This window comes from Tahibacter harae, from assembly GCF_024437735.1.
Classification (GTDB): domain Bacteria; phylum Pseudomonadota; class Gammaproteobacteria; order Xanthomonadales; family Rhodanobacteraceae; genus Tahibacter; species Tahibacter harae.
In genome coordinates this window covers 104574-127603 of sequence record NZ_JANFQO010000013.1, presented here as the reverse complement: position 1 = coordinate 127603, position 23030 = coordinate 104574, and the positions used below count along the sequence as shown (strand labels likewise).

General features: G+C 69.9%; 19 protein-coding genes. 6 read left to right on the top strand and 13 right to left on the bottom strand.

The window, feature by feature from the left end:
• The first annotated feature begins 26 nt into the window (after nucleotides 1-26).
• A complete protein-coding gene (locus NM961_RS14785) occupies nucleotides 27-428 on the top strand; it encodes a hypothetical protein (protein ID WP_255915174.1) in 402 nt (133 codons plus the stop codon).
• Nucleotides 429-446: 18 nt separating this feature from the next.
• Here the strand turns inward: NM961_RS14785 and NM961_RS14780 are convergent, their stop codons facing one another.
• The 4 genes from NM961_RS14780 to NM961_RS14765 form a co-directional block, all read right to left on the bottom strand.
• Nucleotides 447-794, bottom strand: coding sequence for an EF-hand domain-containing protein (locus NM961_RS14780; protein WP_255915173.1), 348 nt, complete (start codon nucleotides 792-794; stop codon nucleotides 447-449).
• A complete protein-coding gene (locus NM961_RS14775) occupies nucleotides 791-2053 on the bottom strand; it encodes a TCR/Tet family MFS transporter (protein WP_255915172.1) in 1263 nt (420 codons plus the stop codon). The genes NM961_RS14780 and NM961_RS14775 overlap by 4 nt, the downstream gene beginning before the upstream one ends.
• A gap of 124 nt (nucleotides 2054-2177) precedes the next feature.
• Nucleotides 2178-3608, bottom strand: a complete 1431-nt coding sequence (locus NM961_RS14770; RefSeq protein WP_255915171.1) for a DUF1501 domain-containing protein — start codon at nucleotides 3606-3608, stop codon at nucleotides 2178-2180.
• A gap of 10 nt (nucleotides 3609-3618) precedes the next feature.
• Nucleotides 3619-5328 carry a DUF1800 domain-containing protein gene (locus NM961_RS14765; protein WP_255915170.1) on the bottom strand — a complete coding sequence of 570 codons (1710 nt, stop codon included), beginning with the start codon at nucleotides 5326-5328 and terminating at the stop codon, nucleotides 3619-3621.
• Between the two features lie 210 nt (nucleotides 5329-5538).
• Between NM961_RS14765 and NM961_RS14760 the strand changes: the two genes are divergently transcribed.
• The 3 genes from NM961_RS14760 (at nucleotide 5539) to NM961_RS14750 (ending at nucleotide 8976) form a co-directional block, all read left to right on the top strand.
• The gene (locus NM961_RS14760) at nucleotides 5539-7686 is read left to right on the top strand and encodes a protein-disulfide reductase DsbD family protein (protein WP_255915169.1); all 2148 of its coding nucleotides are present in this window, start codon (nucleotides 5539-5541) and stop codon (nucleotides 7684-7686) included.
• Nucleotides 7683-8294 carry a thioredoxin family protein gene (locus tag NM961_RS14755; RefSeq protein WP_255915168.1) on the top strand — a complete coding sequence of 204 codons (612 nt, stop codon included), beginning with the start codon at nucleotides 7683-7685 and terminating at the stop codon, nucleotides 8292-8294. Before NM961_RS14760 ends, NM961_RS14755 begins: the two co-directional genes overlap by 4 nt.
• A 70-nt stretch (nucleotides 8295-8364) precedes the next feature.
• Nucleotides 8365-8976, top strand: coding sequence for a thioredoxin family protein (locus tag NM961_RS14750; protein WP_255915167.1), 612 nt, complete (start codon nucleotides 8365-8367; stop codon nucleotides 8974-8976).
• Nucleotides 8977-9056: 80 nt separating this feature from the next.
• On the opposite strand, the gene NM961_RS14745 is transcribed toward NM961_RS14750, so the two are convergent.
• From NM961_RS14745 to NM961_RS14720, 6 genes are all read right to left on the bottom strand, one after another.
• On the bottom strand, nucleotides 9057-10379 hold the full coding sequence (locus NM961_RS14745; protein ID WP_255915166.1) for a PQQ-dependent sugar dehydrogenase: 1323 nt from the start codon (nucleotides 10377-10379) through the stop codon (nucleotides 9057-9059).
• A gap of 98 nt (nucleotides 10380-10477) precedes the next feature.
• Nucleotides 10478-11347: an NAD(P)-dependent oxidoreductase gene (locus NM961_RS14740; RefSeq protein ID WP_255915165.1), complete on the bottom strand. Its 870-nt coding sequence runs from the start codon at nucleotides 11345-11347 to the stop codon at nucleotides 10478-10480.
• 80 nt (nucleotides 11348-11427) lie between these two features.
• Nucleotides 11428-13086, bottom strand: coding sequence for a fatty acid CoA ligase family protein (locus tag NM961_RS14735; RefSeq protein WP_255915164.1), 1659 nt, complete (start codon nucleotides 13084-13086; stop codon nucleotides 11428-11430).
• Between the two features lie 4 nt (nucleotides 13087-13090).
• Nucleotides 13091-13810, bottom strand: coding sequence for a M50 family metallopeptidase (locus NM961_RS14730; RefSeq protein ID WP_255915163.1), 720 nt, complete (start codon nucleotides 13808-13810; stop codon nucleotides 13091-13093).
• A 25-nt stretch (nucleotides 13811-13835) separates the two neighbouring features.
• Nucleotides 13836-14735 carry an alpha/beta fold hydrolase gene (locus NM961_RS14725; RefSeq protein WP_255915162.1) on the bottom strand — a complete coding sequence of 300 codons (900 nt, stop codon included), beginning with the start codon at nucleotides 14733-14735 and terminating at the stop codon, nucleotides 13836-13838.
• Nucleotides 14736-14844: 109 nt separating this feature from the next.
• On the bottom strand, nucleotides 14845-15861 hold the full coding sequence (locus NM961_RS14720; RefSeq protein ID WP_255915161.1) for a 3-oxoacyl-ACP synthase III: 1017 nt from the start codon (nucleotides 15859-15861) through the stop codon (nucleotides 14845-14847).
• Nucleotides 15862-16198: 337 nt separating this feature from the next.
• On the opposite strand from NM961_RS14720, the gene NM961_RS14715 reads away from it, so the two are divergent.
• A complete protein-coding gene (locus NM961_RS14715) occupies nucleotides 16199-18259 on the top strand; it encodes a hypothetical protein (protein ID WP_255915160.1) in 2061 nt (686 codons plus the stop codon).
• 51 nt (nucleotides 18260-18310) lie between these two features.
• Here the strand turns inward: NM961_RS14715 and NM961_RS14710 are convergent, their stop codons facing one another.
• Nucleotides 18311-18706: a DUF4156 domain-containing protein gene (locus tag NM961_RS14710; RefSeq protein WP_255915159.1), complete on the bottom strand. Its 396-nt coding sequence runs from the start codon at nucleotides 18704-18706 to the stop codon at nucleotides 18311-18313.
• Between the two features lie 164 nt (nucleotides 18707-18870).
• Entirely contained in the window at nucleotides 18871-21609 is a 2739-nt protein-coding gene (locus tag NM961_RS14705) for a M16 family metallopeptidase (protein ID WP_255915158.1), read from the bottom strand.
• 174 nt (nucleotides 21610-21783) lie between these two features.
• Between NM961_RS14705 and NM961_RS14700 the strand changes: the two genes are divergently transcribed.
• Nucleotides 21784-22482, top strand: coding sequence for an SDR family oxidoreductase (locus NM961_RS14700; protein WP_255915157.1), 699 nt, complete (start codon nucleotides 21784-21786; stop codon nucleotides 22480-22482).
• Between the two features lies 1 nt (nucleotide 22483).
• Here NM961_RS14700 and NM961_RS14695 read toward each other — a convergent pair whose 3' ends face one another.
• Nucleotides 22484-22978, bottom strand: coding sequence for a cytochrome C (locus NM961_RS14695; protein ID WP_255915156.1), 495 nt, complete (start codon nucleotides 22976-22978; stop codon nucleotides 22484-22486).
• Between the last annotated feature and the right edge of the window lie 52 nt (nucleotides 22979-23030).

The following is a 23030-nucleotide window of genomic DNA, read 5'->3' as shown; positions in this document are numbered from 1 at the left end:
GCGCGCCCGCGACGAGGAGACACTTTATGCACAACCGCATTCCCTATACCGATCCACTTCTGGAACTTCTGGACTGCATCGAGGACGCGGTGCAGCTGGTCGCCTTCGACTACTTCGCCGCCGCCGGCGATGAAGTGGCCCGCGCCCAGCGCCTGCTCGACGGCGCGCTCAAGGACTGGCAGGACGAGGACGCCGTACTGGCGCGGCAGTGGCTGCGCCAGGCCGCCCTGGGCCGCGGCAAGGCGCGCGAGCGCCGCGGCGTTTGCGCCGGCGCGCTGTGGCGGGCGCGGCGGGCGGTGAAGCGGCACTGGCTGACCGGGCTGGGCGTGGCCTGGGATCCCTACGACGCCGCGCTCGCGCCGCCGGGGCCGCGCGCCACCTTGCGCCTGGTCGGCGGCGGCGACGGGGAGAACCAGAAACCGGCGTGAACTGCGGCGCGCCGCCGCTCAGCGCGGCGGCGCGCCGAGTTCGCGCACATCGAGATAGCCGTTGCGGTTCACATCCTGGCGGCGGAATACCTCGGCCAGGCGGGCGCGGTGGCGGGCCAGCGAGATCGGCCGCGTGTTAGGGCCGACCACGGCCGGATCGAATTCATCCAGATCCACGATGCCGTTGCCGTTGCGGTCCATCTGCAGGAAGGCGTCGCTGAGCTTGTCCTGGTATTCGGCCAGGCTGACCCGGCCGTCGCCGTCGCGGTCGAATTCGCGCAGGTAGTCGCGCGTGGTGTCGGCGAACTGGGCCGCCGCCGGCAGCGCCGCGAACAGCAGCAGCAGCGGCATACGCGCCGCTTTCACGGCTCGGCCGCCTCCGGCCGCAGCGGCGCGGCGGCGGGCCGGGTCACGCGCCAGGCCACGCCCAGCGCCACCAGCAGCAGCACCGCGGAAAACAGGAAGGCCGCGCCGGGAAGGTGCCACACCGCGTCGCTGGCCACGCCCCAGGCGAAGATCTGCGTATGCAGGCCCGGGCCTACGATGCCGGCGATGCTGGCCAGGCCGGCGATGGCGCCCTGCAGGCGGCCCTGTTCCGACGGATCGACCTGGCGCGTGACCAGCGACTGGGTCGCCGGACCGGCCATGCCCCACAGCGCCAGGCAGGGAATCGCCAGCAGCGAGATCAGCCCCGTCGTCGCCGAACCCTGCCAGGCGAAGCCGATCGCGCCGAACACCAGGCCGGTGAAGATGGTGCGGCGCTCGCCCAGGCGCGGCACCACCTTGCGCACCAGGCCGGCCTGCACGACGGCGTTGCAGATGCCGACCAGGCCCAGGGTCAGGCCGACTTCCCACGGTCCCCAGTGGTAGCGGTAGTCCGCGTACAGCACGAAGGTGTGGTTGAGCACAAAGTGGGCGAGGTTGGACAGGAAGATCACCAGGGCCAGGCCGTAGACCTGCGGATAGCGCTGCAGCAGCCGCAGCGCACCCAGCGGATTGGCGCGGCGCCAGTCCAGCTGCGGCGTGCGCTTTTCCGGCGCATGCGACTCGGGCAGCACGAAATAGCCGTAGCAGAAATTGGCCAGGCACAGCCCGGCGGCCACCCAGAACGGCAGGCGCAGGTCGGCCTCGCCGAGCAGGCCGCCCAGGGCCGGCCCCAGTACGAAGCCGATGCCGAAGGCCGCGCCGAGCAGGCCGAACGCGGCGGCGCGCCGCTCCGGCGGCGTCACGTCGGCGATGTAGGCGTTGGCGGTGCTGAAGCTGGCCGAGGTCATGCCCGAGATCACGCGCGCGACGATCAGCCAGGGCAGGGTCTGCACCAGGGCCATGAGCACGAAATCCAGGCCCAGGCCGAGATTGGACAGCAGGATCACCGGGCGCCGCCCGTAGCGGTCCGACAGCGCGCCCTGGACCGGATTGCAGAAAAACTGCACGGCGCTGAACACCATGCCGATGACGCCGTACCAGGTCGCCGCCGCGCCGGTGTCGCCGCCGACCATCTGCTTGATCAGCTGCGGCAGCACCGGAATGATGATGCCGAAGGCGAGTATGTCCAGCAGTACGGTGACAAAGATGAAGGCCAGCGCGGCCTTGCGCGCGGGCGAAACGGGAGCGGGGGAGGACACGACGGTTCCTGCGGGTGCGGCGGCGCGCAGTCTAGCAGACCGTTCCGGCCGGTCCGCACGACCGGCCGGCGCCGCTCGCTGCTGACTTCGTCCGCCGGCCGCGGCGCCCGGCCGGCGCCGGGCCTCAGGCCAGGAAACCCAGGTCGCGCACGCTGAAATTCGCCAGGTTGGGAAAGCACAGATCCAGCAGCGCCGCATCGCTCACGCCGAACCAGCGCGCCAGCGTGGCGCCGTACTGATCCACCGACAGTTTCGGGATCAGGTTGCCGTCGCCGGCGAAATCGGTGCTGCCGGGCGAAAGATCCGGAATCGCGCCGTAGACGCGGCCGCCGTTGACCGCGCCGCCGAGCGCGAACAGATGATTGCCCCAGCCATGGTCGGAGCCGTCGCCGTTGCTGGTCAGGGAGCGGCCGAATTCGCTGGCGGCAAATGTCGTGACGGCGTTTTCCACATTGAGGTCGCGCGTGGCCTGGTGGAACGCGGCCAGGGCCTGGTCCAGGCCGCTCAGCAGTTCGGGCTGATCGGCGCTCTGCGCATCGTGAGTGTCGAAGCCGCCGAGCGAACAAAAGAAGATCTGCCGGCGCTGGCCCAGCGCGGCGCGCACCGAGATCAGCTCCGCGGCGCGGCGCAGCTGGCTGCCCAGGGCATAGGCGAAGCGCGCGGACGGCGGATCGCCCGCTTCCGGCGCCGGCGGAAACACGGTCGGCAGCGCCGGTGCGGCGGCCAGCACCTCGCGCAGCACGGCGTAGTTGTCGATCGCGCTGCGTGTGGCGCGGCGGTATTCCTCGACCAGCGGATTGCCCTGGCCCAGGGCGTAGACTGCTTCGAGTTCGGCCACGGCGCCAGGCTCGCGGTCGCTTTCGACGGCGCGGATGGGACCGCTGTCCACGCTCAGCGCCTCGCTGGCACTGCCGGCCTGGAACGGATTCGCGCCGGCCAGGGACAGGTTCATGGTCAGACGGCCGCAGGGGTTGTGGCTGTCCTGGATCAGCTCGGCCAGGCGGCCGGCCCAGCCGGTCGCCGGCGTGATGTCGGTAGGCGAGCGCACCTGCAGCGACTGCCAGAACGCCTGCTGGTCGTTGTGCGAGAACAGCTGCGGCGGCAGGCGCGCGGTGCGGTCGTCGTACTGCTGCCGGCTGACTGGCTGCAGCAGCGCGCCGACATTGCCGATAACGGCCATTTTTCCCGTATTGAACAAATTCGCCATCCGCGTCATGGCCGGATGCAGGCCCAGCGCGAACGGTGCGCCCTGGGCCTGCAGCGGCAGCAGCTGGGCCTGGGGAATGGAGAGGCCGCGGCGGCGCTGGGCGTAGTGGCCGTATTCCACGTTGCCGCGCGGCACGACCAGGTTGTGGCCGTCGTTGCCGCCGAGCAGGAACACGCAGACCAGCGCCTTGTAGTCGCCGCCGCACTCGGCGCCGCGCTGCTGCGCCCAGGCACTGTTGATGAGGGACAGGCTCTGCGGCGCGCCGAAGAAGCCGGCGCCGCCGGCCAGCGCGGCCAGGCTGTTGCGCAGGAAGCGCCGGCGCGAGGCGTTCTGGAAATCGTTGCTCATGGGCATGCTCCTAGCGCTGTACCGCGAATTCCGGCGAAGTGGCCATCAGATAGATCGCGTTCTGCACGCGGCGCAGCGGCTCGTCCGCCGGCAGCGCCAGCACGCGGCTGCGGATGCGGCTGCGCAGCGCCGGCGAGATCCGCCCGCCCAGCAGCAGCTCGGCGCAGCGGTCCAGCAGGCGGTCCACCGCGCCGGCCGGCGCCTCGTTCTCGCCGGCGGCCGGGCGCAGCGCCTGTTCCCAGCGCTGCAGCTGGATCAGCCGCACACGGTCGTCGAATTCGTCCATGGGCCCGCCGCGATAGCCCCAGAACACGCGGTTGGACACATCGTTGGCCAGGCTGATGGCGAAGCTCGCGGTGATGATCTGCATTTCCGGCGCCACTTTCCCCGCATCGGCCAGGGCGCCGCCGGGGGCGTAGGCGGGCGAGAAGAAATTGAATACCGACGGCGAGAACAGCGGCGACTGGTTGTGCGTCTCGTGGATCTCGCGGTCGTTGGGGAACAGTTCGTCGTTCTCCCACATCACGTCGAAGGCGCGCCACAGCGCGGTCAGGCGCAGCAGCGGTTCGCGCACCTTGCCGAAGGCGGCACTGTCGGGCTGCGGCGTGCGCGCCTCGCGGTCGAGCAGGATGGCCGCGACGGTGGCGGCGAGATCGCCGCGCACGCCCTGGCCATTGTTCTCGAACACGCTCGCCACGCGCTCGACATAGGCCGGCGACGGATTGCTGGTGACCAGGCGCTGGATCAGCTGGCGCGAGACGAACGGCGCCACGTTGGGATGCTGGAACAGGATGTCCAGCGCGTGCTCCAGCTCCGCCCGGGCGGTCACGCCGGCCGGCAGCACCACACCGTCGAGCACGCGCTTCTCGCCCTGATCGTGGTAGTTCTCGTACGGCACCATCTCGTGCTCGGTGCTGCAGGTGAACGGCTCCACCGGGAAGGGATCGGCCGGGCAGGGCTGGCCCGGTCCGCAATGGCAGGCCCAGCCGGTGAACACGCGGGCGAAGCCGCGCACCACATCGCCGTCGTAGGTCGGCACGGTCTGGCCATTGACCAGCACCGGCGTACCGTCGCGGTTGAGCTTGACCAGGCCGATGGAGAACAGCTGCATCACCTCGCGCGCATAGTTCTCGTCCGACTGGATGTTGTTGGCCGGATCGGGCTTGCGGTTGCGGTACATGCTCAGGTAGCGGCCCATGGCCGGGCTCAGGGTCACGTCCTCCAGCAGCTGGCGGTAGTTGCCCAGTGCGTTGCGCAGCAGGATGTCGTAGTAGGCACCCAGGGCCAGGCCGTCGTTGCCCAGGGCGTTGCCGCGTTCGGACACGACCAGGATCTCGCTCAGCGCAAAGGCCACGCGCTGGCGCAGCTGGTCCGGCGCATCCAGCACGCGCACGAACCAGGCCTGGCGGAAATAGTGGAAGGGAATCGGTTCCAGCGGATTGCCGATGCCCGCCTGGGTGCGCATGTAGGGCAGCACGAAGCTCGGCGGCAGCGCGGTCTGGGCCTGGATCCAGGCGGCGTAGTCGCTGGCGGCCAGCGCATCCACCGTGCTGTCGGAAGGCCCGAACGTGGCCTGGGTCAGGAAGCGCGCCGCCTCGCCGCGCGTGGCCGGGCGCAGGGACGTCTCGAAGCCGTCGCGGAAGACCAGCTCGGCGGCAAACGCCGGCAGGGCCGGCCAGAGCCCGGCCAGCAGGACCAGGGCACGCAGGAACAGCCGCATGAGATTTCCCCTTCTCTGTCGTATGGATCCGCAGGACGGGGAAGGCGGCGCGGAACTGTCGGGCGGCGACTCGGACTGGCGCAGCATTGCAACATCTGGGCGCTGATTAGCCAGAAGACCTGAAACAGCCCGCGCTACTGTGCGGTCCTGCTTCCGACAGCCCATCATCCACAGCCCGCCGCCGGCGCGGCGTCCAGCGCGAGGATCCGCATGCCGCACTCTTGGCCAAGACTGCTCAGCCTGATCGGCCTGGCCGCCCTGTCGGCCGGCGCGGTGCAGGCCGCGCCGCTACAGAGCGAGCATCTCGCCGTCGAACTGGTGGCCGAGCGCCAGGCGCTGGTCGCCGGCGCGGCGAACTGGGTCGGCCTGCGCCTGGAGCACGAGGAACACTGGCATACCTACTGGCAGAACGCCGGCGATACCGGCCTGCCCACACGGTTTGAATGGACGCTGCCGCCCGGCTGGAAGGCCGGCCCCATCGCCTGGCCGGCTCCGGAGCGGCTGCAGATCGGCGACCTGTTCAATTTCGGCTATTCGGGTACGGCCCTGCTGCCGGTTGCGATCGAGGTGCCGGCCGCCGCGGCCGGCACCGAGGCGACCGTCCGGCTGGCGGCGAACTGGCTGGTGTGCAAGGAGGAATGCATACCGGGCAAGGCCGAGCTGACGCTGACCCTGCCGGTCGCCGCCGCCGCCGCCGCGCCGGCGGACAGCCCGGCTGCCGCGGCCGTCCGCGCAGCGCTGGCCCGGCGGCCGGTCGCGGCAAGCTGGAAGGCGGCGGTCAGTGCAGACGGCGAGCGCATCAACATCCGCGTACAAGGCGCCGATCTGCCCGCGGCCGACGCCCTTGACGTGTTCGCCCTGCAACCGCAGGTGCTGGCCAATGCGCCGGCGCAGATCGCGCGCGACGGCGCCGCGCTCGTGGTGAACGCGGCGCGCAGCGAATATTTCGTCGCGGCACCGGCGGCGCTGGACCTGGTTTTCGTCGAGCGCCGCGGCGAAGCGCTGCGCGCCTGGCAGGTTGCGGCGCCCTGGCCGGCGGCCGCCGCCGCGGCGGGACCGGCCGCCGCGGAGACGGCGCACGGCGCCGCGCCGGGCGAGGTCGGCGGCCTCGGCATCGCGCTGCTGCTGGCCTTCCTCGGCGGCATCGTGCTGAACCTGATGCCCTGCGTATTCCCGGTGCTGTCGCTCAAGGCGCTGGGCCTGGCCGAATCGGCGCATGCGCCGGCCGCGGCGCGGCGCGACGGCCTGGCCTATCTCGCCGGTGCCGTCAGCGGCTTTCTCGTGCTTGCGGCGGTGCTGCTGGCCCTGCGCGCGGCCGGCCAGAGCCTGGGCTGGGGCTTCCAGCTGCAATCGCCGCTGCTGGTCGCGGCGCTGGCCTATCTCATGGTCGCGATGGGCCTGAGTCTTTCCGGCGCCTTCGTCATCGGCGCGCGCCTGATGGGCGTGGGCCAGTCGCTGGCCGGCGGCGGCGGCGCGCGCGGAGCTTTCTTCACCGGTGTGCTCGCCTGCGTCGTCGCCAGCCCCTGCACCGCACCGTTCATGGGGCCGGCGCTGGGTTTCGCGCTGACCCAGCCGGCGGCGGCGGCACTGGCGGTGTTTGCCGCGCTGGGCGCCGGCCTGGCGCTGCCCATCGTCGCGCTGAGCTTCATCCCGCTGCTGGCGCGCTGGCTGCCGCGGCCCGGCGCCTGGATGGAGACCTTCAAGCAGGTCATGGCCTGGCCGCTGTACGTGACCGCGGTCTGGCTGTTCTGGGTGCTGATGCGCCAGGTCGGCGCGGATGCGGCCGCCGTCGCGCTGCTGGGCCTGGTCGCGCTGATTGCGGCGCTGCTCTACCACGGCCGCAGCCAGTTGCAGCCGCAGGCCGGCTGGGGGCGCCGCCTGGTCTTCGCCGCCTTGTTGTTGCTGGCGCTGGCGCCGCTGTCCGCGCTGACCACGCTCGCCGTCCGTCCCGGTGCCGAAGCCGGCGCAGGCCAGGCCTGGCAGACCTGGACGCCGCAGCGCTTCGAGGAACTGCAGCACCGCGGCGAACCCGTCTTCGTCAACATGACCGCGGCCTGGTGCATCACCTGCCTGGCCAACGAGCGCATCGCGCTGTCGTCGGAGGATTTCGCTGCGCGCCTGCGCCGCGACGGCATCCACTACCTCAAGGGCGACTGGACCAACCAGGACGCCGCCATCACCCGCTACCTCGCCAATTTCCAGCGCAGCGGCGTGCCGCTCTACGTGGTCTACCCGCGCGGCGGCGGCGCGCCGGAAGTGCTGCCGCAGCTGCTCACGCCCGGCCTGGTCGACGCAGCCCTGGCGCGCGCGGCGGCCTCCCCGTCCCCGTCCTATTCAACTTCCGGGAGTTCCCCATGAAACGGATGTCCGCCCTGCTCGCCGCCGTCCTCGCGCTGAGCGCCACATCGCTTTCGGCACGTGTCGACGTAGGCCAGCCCGCGCCGGCCTTCAGCCTCGCCGACAGCAACGGCAGGACGCGCACGCTGGAAGAATTCAAAGGCAGGACCGTGGTGCTGGAATGGACCAACGCCGAATGTCCCTTCGTGCGCAAGCACTACGACAGCGGCAACATGCAGCGGCAGCAGAAGGAAGCCACCGCCGCCGGCGTGGTCTGGCTCGCGATCAATTCCGGCGCGCCCGGCAAACAGGGCGAAGTCGACGGCGGCGACGCCAACCAGCAGATACAGATAGACCACAGCGCACCGACGGCCTACCTGCTCGATCCCACCGGCGCCACCGGCCGGGCCTACGGCGCGGCCACCACGCCGCACATGTACGTGATCGACGGCCAGGGCGTGCTGCGCTACAAGGGCGGCATCGACTCCATCATCAGCGACGATGCGGCCGACATTCCCAAAGCGACGCAATACGTGAAGCAGGCGCTGGCCGAACTGGCTGCAGGCAAGCCCGTCAGCGTGCCGCTGTCCGCGCCCTACGGCTGCGCCGTGAAATACGCCCCGAACTGAGTACGCACCGGCGCCGCGGCCGGCAGCGCCGGCGCGGTTGCCTCCGATCCCCCGCCAGCTGGAGTGCCTCATGAAACACCTGTCCGCCTTCCTCGCCGCCGCCCTCCTGTCCACCGCCGCCCTGCCCGCGCTCGCCAAGGTCGAAGTCGGCCAGCCCGCGCCGGCCTTCAGCCTCGCCGACAGCAACGGCAAGACGCGCACGCTGGAAGAATTCAAAGGCAAGACCGTCGTGCTGGAATGGACCAACGCCGAATGCCCGTTCGTGAAGAAGCACTACGGCAGCGGCAACATGCAGGCGCAGCAGAAGGAAGCCACCGCCGCCGGCGTGGTCTGGCTGTCGATCAATTCCGGCGCGCCGGGCAAGCAGGGCGCCGTGGACGGCGCCGGCGCCAACGCCATCGTCAAGACCGGCAATGCCGCGCCCACCGCCTACCTGCTCGACCCGGAAGGCGCCACCGGCAAGGCCTACGGCGCCAAGACCACGCCGCATATGTACGTGATCGACGGCCAGGGCGTGCTGCGCTACATGGGCGGCATCGACTCCATCCAGAGCGCCGACGCCGCCGACATTCCCAAAGCGACGCAATACGTGAAGCAGGCCCTGGCCGAACTCGGCAGCGGCAAGGCGGTCAGCGTGCCGGTATCGCAGCCGTACGGCTGTTCGGTGAAATACGGTTCCTGATTTCAGGCAGGCCGGAACGAGAAACGGCGGGCCAGGCCCGCCGTTCTCGTTTCCGCATCGGGACGGCTATGCCGTGCGCGTTACTGCTGGAAATCGTCGTCGAAGATGAATTCCGACACCAGCTTGTGGATCTGGCCGTTGGAACGCACGATGTAGACGTAGCCGTCCTCGTCCTCGCCGAAGCCGTAGATGTTGCCGCTGCCGAGGGTGAGCGAGTGCTCGCCGCCGCTGTCCCAGGTTGCGCCGGTGCTTTCGCTCCACCAGAGCTGGCTGTTGCAGGAATCGCCGTAGAAATAGGTGCCGTGCATGCGGCGCACAGGGCCGCGGAAAACGAAGCCGCCGCTGACCGCGCAGCGGCTGCTGTGGTCGTATTCGATCACCGGCGCGACGGTATTGGTGGTCTGCGGACAGGTGGTGCCGGTGCCGGAAGCGTCGTCGTAGTGGCGGCCTTCGCAGCGGCTCCAGCCATGATCGAGACCGCCGACGCCGGCGGCGCTGACGGTGATTTCCTCGTACGAGCCCTGGCCTACGTCGCCGATGATCAGGCGGTTGTCGGCGCGGTCGAAGCTGAAGCGCCAGGGATTGCGGAAGCCGGCGGACCAGATCTCGTCGCAGGTCTGGCTGGTGCCGACATGCGGATTGCTGGCCGGGATCGAATATTCCGCCGGGCTGATCCCGCTGGAACCGCACATGTCGGCGCTGACCGTGCCGCCGCGGTTGTCCACGTCGATGCGCAGCATCTTGCCGAGCAGGAAATACTGCGTGCCGCTGGGATTGGTGCCGCAGCTGTTCTTGTTGTTGTCGGCCGGCTTCTTCCACAGGCATTCGGCGAAGCCGTGCGGATTGCCCTGGGCGCCGCTATCGCCGGAGGAAACGTACAGATAGCCGTCGGCGCCGAAATGGATGTCGCCGCCGTTGTGGTTGTCCTGCAGGTCGGGCAGGCGCAGCACCAGGGTGCCGGCGGAATTGGCCACGTCGGCGTCGGGCGTGGGCACGGTGAAGCGTGCGACGACTTCGTCTTCGTACTGGCCCAGCTGCGGATCGGACGAAGGCCGCGTGTAAAAAAGGTAGAACTCGGTGTTATGCGGCAGGCTGGGCTTGCCGAAGTTCGGATGGAAGGCCATGCCGAGCAGGCCGCTTTCGCTGCCCATGCTGGTGGGGACGGTGATGAAGGGCGCGGTCAGCAGCGCGCCGTTCTTGATGACGCGGATGGTGCCGTTGCGCTGGACCACGAACAGACGGCCGCTGCCGTCGTGCGGGGCGCGTATGGCGACGGCGCTGGAGAACGTGGTCGAGCTGTTAGGCACACGCACCGCGGCGAGATCCGGCGGCGGAGCGGCGAACGAAGGCACAGCGGCGGCGGCGAACAGCGCGGCCGCGAACAAGCCATGGAAGCGAGACATGGGGAATCTCCCGGTGCGGAAAAGACTCCCCGTTGTACGCCAGCGCCGCAGCGGAAACCAGCACGGCAGCGCACTGGCGTGACGCCGTGCACAGGAGTTCAGACCTGCGGCCGTTTCAGCCGGATCAGCGCGGAGATGTCCTCGTCGCCATGGCCGCGCGCCAGCAGCTCCGCATAGTCGTGCAGCGACTTCTCGATGATGCTGCGGTCGGTGCCGGCCGCGGCGGCGAGCGACTGTACGATACCCAGGTCTTTGTACAGCAGGCTCAGCTTGAAGCCCACGCTGAACTCGTTGCGCAGCATGGTCGCGCCGCGCTTTTCCAGGAACCAGTTGCCGGCGGCGCCGGCGCCCAGCGTCGGCAGCAGCACGGCCGGATCCAGGCCCAGCGCCTCGCCCAGGGCCAGGCCTTCGGTGACGGCCTGGGCGATGCCGGCGATCAGCACCTGGTTGACCGCCTTGGTGTTCTGCCCGGCGCCGATGCCGCCCATGTGGCTGATGCGCGCGCCGTAGGCCTGCAACACCGGCTGCACCCGCTCGAGCACGCCGTCGCGCGCACCGGCCATGATCGACAGCTTGCCGTTGCGCGCGCCTTCCACGCCGCCGGAGACCGGCGCATCGACGAAGTCCGCGCCGGCGGCGCGCAGCAGCTCCGCGGCTTGCATCGCCGTGGCCGAGGACACGGTGGAGTGGTCGATCACCACGCTGCCGGGGGCGGCGTTCGCGGCGACCGCGCGGCAGACGTCGAGCACATCGGCATCGGCGCTCACACAAAGCACGATCACATTGCAGCCTTGTGCAATTGTCTGCGCCGTGGCGGCGCCGACGCCGGCGTGTTCGGCGGCGAAGCGCTGCGCCTTCTCCGCGCTGCGGTTGGCGACCGCGGCCAGCAGGCCGAGACGGTGCAGGTGCGCGGCCATGGACCAGCCCATGGCGCCCAGGCCGACGAAGCCGGCGCGGATAGCTTGCATAGCGGATTCCGTAATCAGGCGGGACTGGCCCGGGACCGCCTAGTTTAGCCGCCGCCGCGCGCCGCGGCCCGGGCCGAATTTCAGCGTCCGGCGCCCAGCCGCTGCGCCGCCCAGACGGCGAGCTTCTCGCGGCCGATCTTGGCGTTGTGGCGGATATCCACCGGAAAGGCCGGGTGGAACAGGAAATGCGCCAGGTCGCGGGTATGGGCGTACTGGCGCGCGCGATTGCGCGCCTCGGCCTCGATGCGCTCGGCCGCATCGGCGGCGCCGCGCTCCAGCTCCAGGCACAGCACCGCGCGCTGGGCGCCGGCGGGGCCGATGCCGACCAGGGCGCTGCGGCGCACGCCGGCGATGGCGTTGAAGATCGGTTCCACCTGTTCGGTATAGATGTCGCCGGCCGCCGCACGCACGCGCTGCGACTTGCGTCCGCAGAACCAGAGCCGGCCGTCGGCGTCGAAATAGCCCAGGTCGCCCATGCGGTGCACGCAGCGCGCGCCGTCGCGGATCTTGGCCAGGGCGGTCGCCTCGGGCCGGGCGTGGTAGCGCTCGGTCGTGGTCGGGCCGGCGACGGTGATCTCGCCGACCGCGCCGGGCGGCAGTTCCACCACCGCGCTCCAGTCGGCGATGGGCGCATCGCTGACAGCGATGATGCGCACCGTGTTGGCCGCCAGCGGCCGGCCCACGCAGGTGCCGGCGCCGGCTTCGGTGCGGGCGCGCTCCCGCAGCAGTTCGCGGCTTTCGATCACCGCCAGCGGCAGGCATTCGGTGGCGCCGTAGGGTGTGTAGATGCCGGCATCCTCGTCCAGCAGCGGGCGCAGCCGCGCCAGTATCGCCGGCGCCACCGGCGCGCCGGCCGAAATCACCCGGCGCAGGCCGGACAGGCGCACGCCGTGGCGCTCGCAATGGCGCGACAGGGTATCCAGCAGCGCGGGCGAACCGAACAGCATGTCCACGCCGTAGCGTCCGATCGCGGCGACCAGCTTGCGCGGATCCGCCGAGGCCGGCCGGGTCGGGTCCATATCGGGAATGACCGAAGTCGAGCCCAGCGCCGGATCGAACAAGGCAAAAGGTGGAAAGGTAGGCATGTTCACCAGGCCCGGCGCCAGCGCGAAGGCCTCGCGCAACAGCTCGACCTGGGCGAGGAAATGCCGGTGCAGGTATTCCACGCCCTTGGGCACGCCGGTGGAGCCGGAAGTGAACAGGATGGCGGCCAGTTCATCCGCCTGCGTCGGCGCCGCCGTCAGCCGCTGCGCCGGCACGGCTGCGCGCAGCGCGTCCAGGCGCTGGCCGCCCCAGGCCAGGCGGCCGCCCACGGTCACCTTGATGCGCACCGAGCGCCGCGCCCAGCCCAGCAGGATGCGCGCAATCTGCGCCAGCGGTATGCCGACGAAGGCTTCCGGCGCAGCCTCGGCCAGGCATTGGCGCAGGGCGCGGCGGTCTATGCCGGGGTCGATCAGCACCGGCACCGCGCCCAGCTTGAACAGGGCGAACATCAGCTCGAACAGGGCGCGCCCGGGCCGCACCATCAGCGCGGTCTTCATGCCGCGGCGGATGCCGGCATGGGCCAGCGCCGCGGCGCAGTGGTCGCTGCCGGCGTCGAGGTCGGCGTAGCTGATGTCCAGGTACGGCGGCAGTTCCGCGCCGCGCGAGGCCCGCTGCGGCACGCGCAGGGCGATGGCTTGCGGGCGCAGCCGCGCCATCTCGCTCAGCGCGTGGGCGATGTTGACCGGGCCGCCCATGCGCTCAGCGCACCGGCGCGGCGACGGCCGGCGCGGCGCGCTTGCGGTAGGCCGCGCGCAGGGTCCAGGCCAGCATGGCCAGCGACACCGCGGCCCAGATCACGGTCCAGATCACCGCCGGTATGCCGGTGGCCTGGGCCATGCTCATGGCGTCGGTCTGCACGTTGCTCGCCGCGGACAGGCGCAGCAGGATGAACAAGCTGTTGAAGCCGTCCAGCACCAGCTGCAGGGCCAGCACGAGCAGGGTCAGGTCGCTCCAGGGCGGGCGCAGCCGGCTGCCGGCCAGGAACAGCAGCGCCGCCAGGCCCAGCCCGGTGACGATGCCGAACAGGTTGCGCACGAACAGCAGGCAGAGCACGGCCAGGCCTATGCCCAGGGCCAGCAGCAGATGGCGTGCGGCGATGCCGCGCGCGGCAGCGAGGATCAGCACGCCGCCGAACACCGCACTGCCGACATAGCCCGCGCTGGAAATGACCCAGCGCCAGCCACCGGCGGACCAGGCCAGGCCGGAGAGATCCGGACTCACCGTGAAGCGGTGGAAATCGCCGCCGGTGGCCAGCGCGGCCAGGCCGTGGCTGATTTCGTGCACGAAGGTGCCGAACAGGCGGAAGGGATAGACCAGCAGGCCCACGCCCGGGACTTGCGCCAGCACCAGCAGGATCAGGGTGAGCCCGGCCAGTCCGGCCAGCTCGGTCCAGCGCCAACCGTCGGAGAAACCACTCATCGCCGTCTCCTTTGCTGCGGGTGACTCAGCCGGTGCGCTGCAGGAAGGCGCGCACCGCCGGCAGCAGCCGTTCGTGCGCATCTTCCAGCACGTAGTGGCCGGCGTCGGCGTATTCGTGCGCCTCCGCGCCGGGGAAGCGGCGGCGCCATTCGGCCAGGAAGGCGCGGTCGAACACGAAATCGCGCAGGCCCCAGCCGATGAACATGGGACGGTCGCCGAACTGGGCCAGCTCGCGGCCGGTGGCCTCCACCAGCGGCCAGGCGCGGTCGCCCGGTCCCAGCGGAATATCCTGCACGAAGCGCGCGGTGGCGATGCGGTTGGCCGGCGAGTCGTAGGGCGCCAGCAGTGCTTCGCGCACCTCCGGCTGCAGCGGCCGCGTCACGCCCCAGCGCGCAGCGCCGCGGGCAAAGGCGTTGTGTTCGCGGATCAGCCATTCGCCCAGTTTTGAATCGCGCCCCAGGCGCAGGCTGGGCGGCAGGCGCCGGCCCTTGGGATTGGGAAACCCGGCCGTGTTGGTGACGATCAGGCGCGCGATGCGCTCGGGCCGGCGGCAGGCCCAGGCCATGCCGATCATGCCGCCCCAGTCGTGTACGGCCAGGGTCCAGCCGCGTTCGGGCGCGCCGGCGCGGATCAGGTTGTCGACCAGCGCATCCAGGTCGTCCACGCGCGACTGCAAGGTATAGGCGTAGCGGCTGTCGTCGGGCTTGTCCGACAGGCCCATGCCGATGTGGTCGGGCACGATGCAGCGGTAGCTGTCGCGCAGGCCCAGCACCAGGCGGCGCCAGTAGTACGACCAGGACGGATTGCCGTGCAGCATCAGCACCGGCGGCGCGTCGGGCGCGCCTTCGTCGAGGTAGTGCTGGCTCAGGCCGTTGGCGTGGGTGAAGCGCAGCCCGCGGAACGGGTAGTCGGGTAGTACGCGCATGCGCGGCGTAGTCACTCGTCAGGCGGCAGCTGCCGCGGCGGGCGCATGATAGCCGACCCGCGGGCGCGGCCGAGGCCGGCGCAGGGCCGGCCCGGCGGCGGTCAGGAACTTACCAGACGACTTCGGCCATCGAGCAGTTCAGGCCCGAGCCTATGCCGAGCAGGGCGACACGCTTGCCCTTCTGCAGCCGGCCCATCTCGCGCAGCTTGGACAGCACGATGGGCACCGAGGCCGGACCGATGTTGCCGTGCTCGGGGAAGATGGCGTGGACCTTCTTCGGATCGATGCCGAGCAGGCGGCAGAATTCCTCGGTGTGGACGCGGCTGATCTGGTGGATCACGAATTCGTCGAGTTCATCGATGGCCCAGCCCAGCGCGGCACGGGCGGCCTGGAAAGTCTTGCCGGCGAGCTTGAGGCCTTCGACCAGCAGGCTGCGCGTGTCGGTGATCATGCGGTCCAGGTTGCCGCGGCACAGGTGCGAGAATTCCGTCGCCGCGCGCGTGACCGAACCCAGGAACTGGTGGCCTTCCGGCAGCAGCTCGGCACGGCCCATGACCATGGCGGCGGCGCCCGAGCCCAGGGTCAGCGAGGCGAATTCGCTGCGGAACTCCTTTTCCTCGATATCCGGCGAGAGCATGCGCTCGATGGTCTTCTCGGTGATCAGGTTCGAGGTTTCGCCGTCGACGATCAGGGCGTATTCGATGTCGCCGCGCTCGATCATGCGCGCGGCGATGTCCATGCCGTTGAGGAAGGCCAGACAGGCATTGCCGACATCGAAATTCTGGCAGGTGTCGGCCAGGCCCAGGTTGCCGTGGATGATGCTGGCGGTGGACGGTTCCAGGTAATCCCGGCAGACCGAGGTGTTGATCAGAATGCCGATCTTCTCGTGCGGCACGCCCGACTCGGCCAGCGCCTTCTGCGCCGCGGCGGTGGCGGCTTCCGACGGCATGGTGTCCTTGGCCCAGATGCGCCGGGCGCGGATGCCGGCGATGTCTTCCAGCACGTTGTCGCGGATGCCCAGCCGCTCGATCGTCGGTTTCAGCCGCTCGTTGAGTTCGGCCGAGGTCAGGCGGACCGGCGCGTCGATATGAGCAACGCTGGCGATGGCGACGTGCTTGAAGAGCATTTGGTGAGGTGCCGCAATGGGGTGACCGCGAAGGCTATAGGCTAAGTCCCTGGCCCGCAACCGATGTGACGGCCAGGAAACAGGCCGGGCGGCCCTGCACTCTGCACGCCGCGGCGGCCGCCGTGCAGTGCGGACTGCCCGGTGCGGCTCTCGTCCGGATCAATTTCTCGTTAACAAAACGTTTTTACAACAAGGGCTTGGAGCCAGGCCCGCGCGAACCTGCGAGTATGCAGGCTGGCACGCCGCCTGCGTGGACCGGCAGCGAAGCCGGCTCAACGCCGGGTTCAGACTGGGCCGGATAAGTTCGGCGTCCGTTGCAGCTCTAGGGAGAAAGCCTATGAACATGGGAATGCGCGTCCTGCTCGGCGGCCTGCTGGCCTGCGGTCTGGTCCAGGCCGCGGCGGCGGTGCAGGAGATCGAGGGCCAGGCCGCCTCCGGCGCCTATTACAAGATCGCCGTGCCCGACGGCTGGCAGCCGGGCGGTGCGCTGGTGCTGTATCAGCACGGTCTCAATTTTTCGCCCGACACCGATCCCGGCCTGGGCCCGCTGCGCGACATCGCGCTGCAGCAGGGCTATGCCATTGCGGCGTCGGGCTTCAGTTCGCGCGGCTGGTCGCTGCTGCGCGCGGTGGACGAGAACAAGGAGCTGCTGCAGATCTTCCGCGCCCGCGTCGGCGCACCGGGCGAGCTGGTGCCCTTCGGCGGCTCCATGGGCGGGCTGATCGCGCTCAAGCTCACCGAGGACCGCGATCTCAACCCCCTGATCAAGGGCGCCCTGGCGCTGTGCCCACCAGTGGCCGCCTCGCGCGCCTGGGACAGCGGCCTGGATGTGCGCCTGGCCTATGACGTGGTCTGCGCCGACATCGACCACGGCCAGCTCAAGACCGGCGCGGAGCCCTATCCCTGGGCCTACAACATGGACGACATCCCGGACGACCTGGACAACCTGGAATTCGATCCGGACGTGCGCAGCGCCCTGCTCAACGTGACCGTCTGCACCGGCATCACCCTGCCGCAGAGCATACGCACCAACGGCATGCGCTCGCGCCTGGCGCGGCTGCAGGCGATCACCGGCATCCGCGACGAGAAATTCCTGCTCACCAACATCGCCTATTCCACCTTTGTCATGAGCGACGTGCTGCGCGCGGCGGACAAGATGGGCGGGCGCAATCCCTTCGGCAACATCGGCGCGGCCTACGCCGACGCCGATCTCGACGCGCGCATACGCCGCGTGACGCCGCAGCCGGCGGCGCAGGTCGAGTTCAACTGGCATTCCAATTACCGCGGCGACGTGGGCTCGGCCAAGATCCTTTCGGTGCATACCAGCGGCGACGAGCTGGTCGTGCCGCAGCACCAGTACGTGCTGCGCCAGCTCACGCCGCCGGCGCAGCTGGTCAGCAGCGTGGTGCGCGAGGCCGAGCCCAGCCACTGCGGCTTCTCCGAACGCGAGGGCCTGGTCGCCTGGGAGGCGCTGCGGCGCTGGAAGGACGGCGGCGCCAAGCCGACCGTGGCCCTGCTGCAGCAGGGCTGCCTGAGTGTCAGCGGCGATGGCGAGTGCCGCTTCGACCCGGACTTCGAGCCGACCTCCTTCGACGCCAAGGTGCCGCCGCGCAGCGAACCCGTACTGGTGGACGCGCGCTTCAGCGGCAGCTGGTTCGATCCGTCGCGCAACGGCGAAGGCATCATGCTGGAGATACTTCCCGACAACCGCGCCATTGTTTATTTCTTCACTTTCCCGCCGCAGGGCCAGACGCCGCCGCAGGCCTGGATACTCGGCGAAGGCCGTGTCGTGCCCGGCGGCATCGCCTTCGAGCAGGCGGCCTACCGGCCCAGCCGCCCCGACGGCGGCCCGCTGACGCCTGAGGCAACGAACTGGGGCCGCTTCTGGATCGGCTTCAGCGACTGCAACAACGGCGAACTGCGCTGGGAAGGCCCGGACGGCTGGGGCCGCAAGACGGTCAAGCTCAGCCGCATCACCGCGCTCAAGGGCCTGGGCTGCGGCGACAGCGGCCCGGCGCCGGTACAGGCCAGCGGCTCCTGGTTCGACCCGGCCCATGCGGGCTCGGGCTTCCACGTCGAGGAACTGGGCGACAATCGCAGCCTGATCATGTACTACGGCGCGCCGGGCAGCAGCGACTTCGTCGGCTGGGCCAGCGCGGTGGTCGACGGCAACCTCGCCACGGAACGCGACATCTTCATGGTCACGGTGCGCGGCCCGGTGTTCGGCGACAACTACGATCCGGCCGCGGTGGTCATCACGCGGGATGCGCTGGCGCTCAGGATCCGCCTGGGCTGCACCCGCGGCACGGCCCAGCTGACCAGGCCCGGCAGCGCGCCGGTGGCGTTGAACCTGGAGCGCCTCAGCCTGCCGGACACCATGCCGCACTGCACCGACTGATGCAGCGCTTCCGGCGGCGGCACGGCCGCCGCCGGAAAACGGGCGGGTTTTTCAACGTACCGGAAAGGTCTCGGCTTCGCCGCCGCGCGCCGGCGGCGCGGGCGGCGGATTTTCCCGCGCCGCGCCGCGCGGACCGGCGCCGCAGCGGTAGGCGTCGAAGGCCTGCGCACCGTTGTGCGGCTCGCCTTTTGCCACCAGGGTGTCGGCGGGCATGCCGGCGGCTTCGTTGCGCGCCAGGGTTTCCAGTTCGTCCTTGACCTTGAGGCCATTGCGCTCGTACAGGCCTACGCGGTCCTTGACCGAGACGCTGACCTCGCCGACCCGCTCGCAGCCGCCGACGCGGCCGTCGTAGGCCACACGCACGCGCGAGCCGGCATCGTCGAGCTTGACCCAGGTGCAGCCGGCGAGCAGCGCGAGGGCGGAAACAGGCAGCAGGATTTTCTTCATGGCGGGGTTCCCTGTCGGCAGCCGCGGCGGGACGCGCGGCATGACTGCCGCAGCGTCGCCGCCGCAAGCTGAGAAAGCTCTGAACAGCCGGGATCCGGGATCGAGGATCCGGGATGTCCCGCCTCCGTTCTCAATCCCGAATCCCGAATCACCAATCCCGGCTCTCAGCGCAACGGCTTGCCGTCGGCGTCGACCACCTTGACTTCGCCCAGGTTCAGCGCACGCATGCCGGCCTCGATCTTGGCCACATCGCCGACCACGACCCAGGTCATACCGTCGGGCTTGATCACCTCGCGCGCAGCGGCGCGGATGGCATCGTCCTTCTGGCCTTCGACGCGCGCCTTGTAGGTCTGCACGTAGTCGTCGGGACGGTTGTAGCGCACGATGTCGATGACCGCGCCCAATACCGCGCCTATGGTCTCGAAGCGGCCCGGCAGCTCGCGCACCTCGTTGCTGCGCACGCGCTCGATCTCCTCGCGCGTGATCGGCCGGGCGCCATTGATCTCGCGCACTTCCTTGACCAGTTCGGCCACGGATTCGGCGGTCTTGTCGGTCTGCACCGGCGCGTACAGCATCAACATGCGCTGGCCTTCGGCGGCCTGCAGCAGGCTGTAGGCGCCGTAGGCCCAGTGCTTGTCCTCGCGCAGGTTCATGTTCAGGCGCGAGGTGAAATTGCCGCCCAACACCGTGTTCATGGTGCTGATTTCCAGATAGTTCGGCGCGCGCGAGGACGGCGCCAGCGCGCCGGCGAGGATCAGCGACTGCTGCGCACCCGGGCGGTCCATCAGGAATACGCGCGGCTTGGCCGGCGGCGCGACCTGGGCGATCTCGGGCTTGCGCAGCGGCGCGGACGGCGCCTTCCAGTCGCCGAATACGGCGTCCAGCTCGCGCGTGATTTCCGCCAGCGTGGTGTCGCCGGCGACCAGGATGCGGGCGTTGTCGGGGCGTATGAAATCGCGGTGGTAGTCGGCCAGATCCTGCGCCGTCAGCGCCTTGACCGATTCCAGCGTGCCGGTGCCGGTCAGCGGGATGGCATAGGGATGGCCCTGGCCGTAGACCAGCGGCGGCAGCAGGCGCATCGCGATCGAGGTGGGCTGGGTGCGTTCCTGCGCGATGCTCGACAGCCACAGGCCGCGCACGCGCTCCATGTCCTTGGCGCCGAAGGCCGGGTTGCGCACGATGTCGGCGTAGAGCGCCAGCGAAGGCTTGAGTTCGGCCTTGAGCGCATTCATCGACACCGCCGCCACGTCCAGGCTGGCGCCGGCGTAGATGCCCACGCCCAGCTCTTCCTGGCGCCGCGCGATTTGCAGCGTGTCCAGCGTTTTCGTGCCCTCGTCGAGCATGGACATGGTGAACGATGCCGTGCCCAGCTTGCGGCCCTGGTCGGAGGCGTAGCCGCCGTCGAACTGCATGCTCAGCTGCACCACCGGCAGGGAGCTGCGCCGCGCCAGCACCACTTCGATGCCGTTGCGCAGCTTGCCGCGCTCGATCGCGGGGAAGCTCAGGTCCGGGAAGCGGTCGACCGTGGGCGGACCCTTGCTGCGATCCACCGTGTCGGCGCTGGTGTTGAATTCGGGGAAGGGTTCCACGATCAGGGTGTAGTCGCCGCGTGCGATCCAGGCTTTTGCCGCATTGTGCACATCGGCCAGCGTGGCCGCGTCCATGCGCGCCAGGCCCTTCTTGTACGAGGCCGGATCGCCGTTGAACACCTGGCCTTCGGCCAGCACGCGCGCCTTGCCGCCGCCGCCGACCTTTTCCAGGCTGCGCACCATGCCGGCCAGCGCGCTGGTCTTGACGCGCTTGAGTTCATCCTCGGTCGGGCCCTTGTCGAGGAAGCGCTGCCATTCCTCGGCGATGACCTGCTCCACCCGTGCCGGATCCACGCCGGCCTTCACATCGACTTCCAGCCCGAACAGGCTGGACAGCTCCATCGCATCCACGCCCACGCTGACCGAGTCGGCCAGCTGCTCGCGGTAGATCAGGCGTTCGTACAGGCGCGAGGTCTTGCCGCCGCCAAGCACGGCCGCGGCCAGCTGCAGCCGGGTCAGGTCCTCGGTACCGCGCTGCGGCACATTCCAGTGGCGCAGGATGCGCACCTGGGCGACGCGGTCCTGCATCACGTCGCGGGTAGATTCGGTGCGCGCGGCCACCCAGGCCTCGCGCCGCGCCACCGGCGGGCCGGATGCGATCGCGCCGAAGTATTTCTGCACTTTTTCCTTGGCCGTGGCGACGTCGATGTCGCCGGCCAGCACCAGGGTGGTGTTGGCCGCGCCGTAGTAGTCGCGGAACCATTGCTTGACGTCGTCCAGCGTGGCCGCATTGAGGTCTTCCATCGAGCCTATGGTTTCCCAGCGGTAGGGATGGCCTTCGGGATAGCTGGCGCGGAAGACGTGTTCGTAAGTCAGGCCGTAGGGTTCGTTGTCGCCCTGGCGCTTTTCGTTCTGCACCACGCCGCGCTGCTCGTCCAGCAGCTTCTGGTCGATCGCGCCGAGCAGGTGGCCCATGCGGTCGGATTCCAGCCACAGCGCCATGTCCAGCGCCGTGGTCGGCACGGTCTCGTAGTAATTGGTGCGGTCCGGATTGGTGGTGCCGTTGCTGTCGGTGGCGCCGACCAGCTCCAGCGGCTTGAAGAACTCGTCCTTGTGGTTTTCCGAACCCTGGAACATCAGGTGCTCGAACAGGTGGGCGAAGCCGGTCTTGCCGGGACGCTCGTCCTTGGAGCCGACGTGGTACCACACGCCGACCGCGACCACGGGCGCCTTGCGGTCCTCGTGCACGACGACGGTGAGGCCGTTGGCCAGTTGGAATTTCTCGTACGGGATGTCGATGGCATCGGCCGCGGCGGCGAAGCTGCGGCCGGCGGCGAACAGGGCGACGGCCGCGAAGGCGAGCGTCTTGCGCATGTATCACTCCAGGGCAATGGTGCGGCGAGGCGGCAGGCTAACCAGCCGCGCCGCCAGTGGCAATTGCCCGGCCATGACCGCAAGGCATGTACGACAGTTCACCGCCGCACGGCCGCGGTTGCCAGGCCGGCGCGGCTGCCGCAGCATGGAGCGGCCATCGCAGCGGAGCCGCCCATGCCTGTCGCCATCGTCAGTGGAGCCAACCGCGGCCTGGGCCTGGAAATGGTGCAGCAATTATTGCAACGCGGCTGGCGCGTCATTGCCGCCTGCCGCGACACCGGCCAGGGCCTGCGCCTGACCGGCCTGGCCGGCGCGCATCCCGGCCATCTGCATGTGATGCCGCTGGACGTGACCAGCGAGCGCTCCATCGCCGCCTTCGTCGGCGAGGCCGGCCTGGTCGCCGACAGGCTGGATCTTCTGGTCAACAACGCCGGCCTGCTGGTCGGCGGCGAGCGTTTCGGCGCCGTCGAGGCGAAAAACCTCGCCGCGAGCTTTGCCGTCAACGCCAGCGGCCCGCTGCTGCTGACCCAGGCCTGCGCCGCGCTGCTGGCCAATGCGGCGGCCGCGCGTGTGGCCAACATTTCCAGCGTGATGGGTTCGATCGCCCGCGCGGAAGTGTTCCGCAGTCCCAGCTATGCCATGAGCAAGGCCGCGCTGAACATGGCCACGCGCCTGCTCGCCGCGGAACTCGCACCGCGCGGCATCCGCGTGGCCAGTTTCCACCCCGGCTGGGTGCAGACCGACATGGGCGGGCCGAACGCGACCCTGGACGTGGAAGGCGCGGTGAGCGCGCTGCTGGAGCGCATCCTGCGCCTGGACGCCGAAGGCAGCGGCCGCTTCTTCGGCAGCGAGGACGAGGAACTGCCCTGGTGACTCAGCGCGCCGCGGCCATGGCCGGCGGCGGTGCCGGAAAACGTACGGCCGGTCCCTGCGGCTCCACGCCCGGCGGCAGCGCGGCGGGCGCGGCTTCGCCGGCCTTGCCCAGCGATTTCACCACCAGCCAGATCGCGTCCAGATCGCTCTCCGCCATCTGGTTGAGCGCCCAGTACGGCATCGGCGGGCGCGCCTTCATCGCCTTGGCGAAGGCGCGCCATTCGACCAGGCTCATGTCGTTGAGGCGCAGGCGCAGATTGGTCGCATAGCTGGTGCCCCAGGGTCCGTTCCACCCCAGCTTGTCGCCGATCAGCCAGACCGATTCCGGCGCCGTGCCGCCGGCCATGGCAAAGCCTGGCGTATGGCAGTCATGGCAGCCGCTGGTGAACAGCAGCTCGCGGCCGCGCTTGAGGGTGGCGGCATCGGCTGCCGGCGGCTGCGCCAGCGCGGGCAGCCCGGCCGCACACAGGGCGAGCAGCAGCAAGGTCTTGTACATGGCAGTTCCTGGGAAAGAGCCGCGGCGTGCGGCGTATGTGCCAGAGGACGCA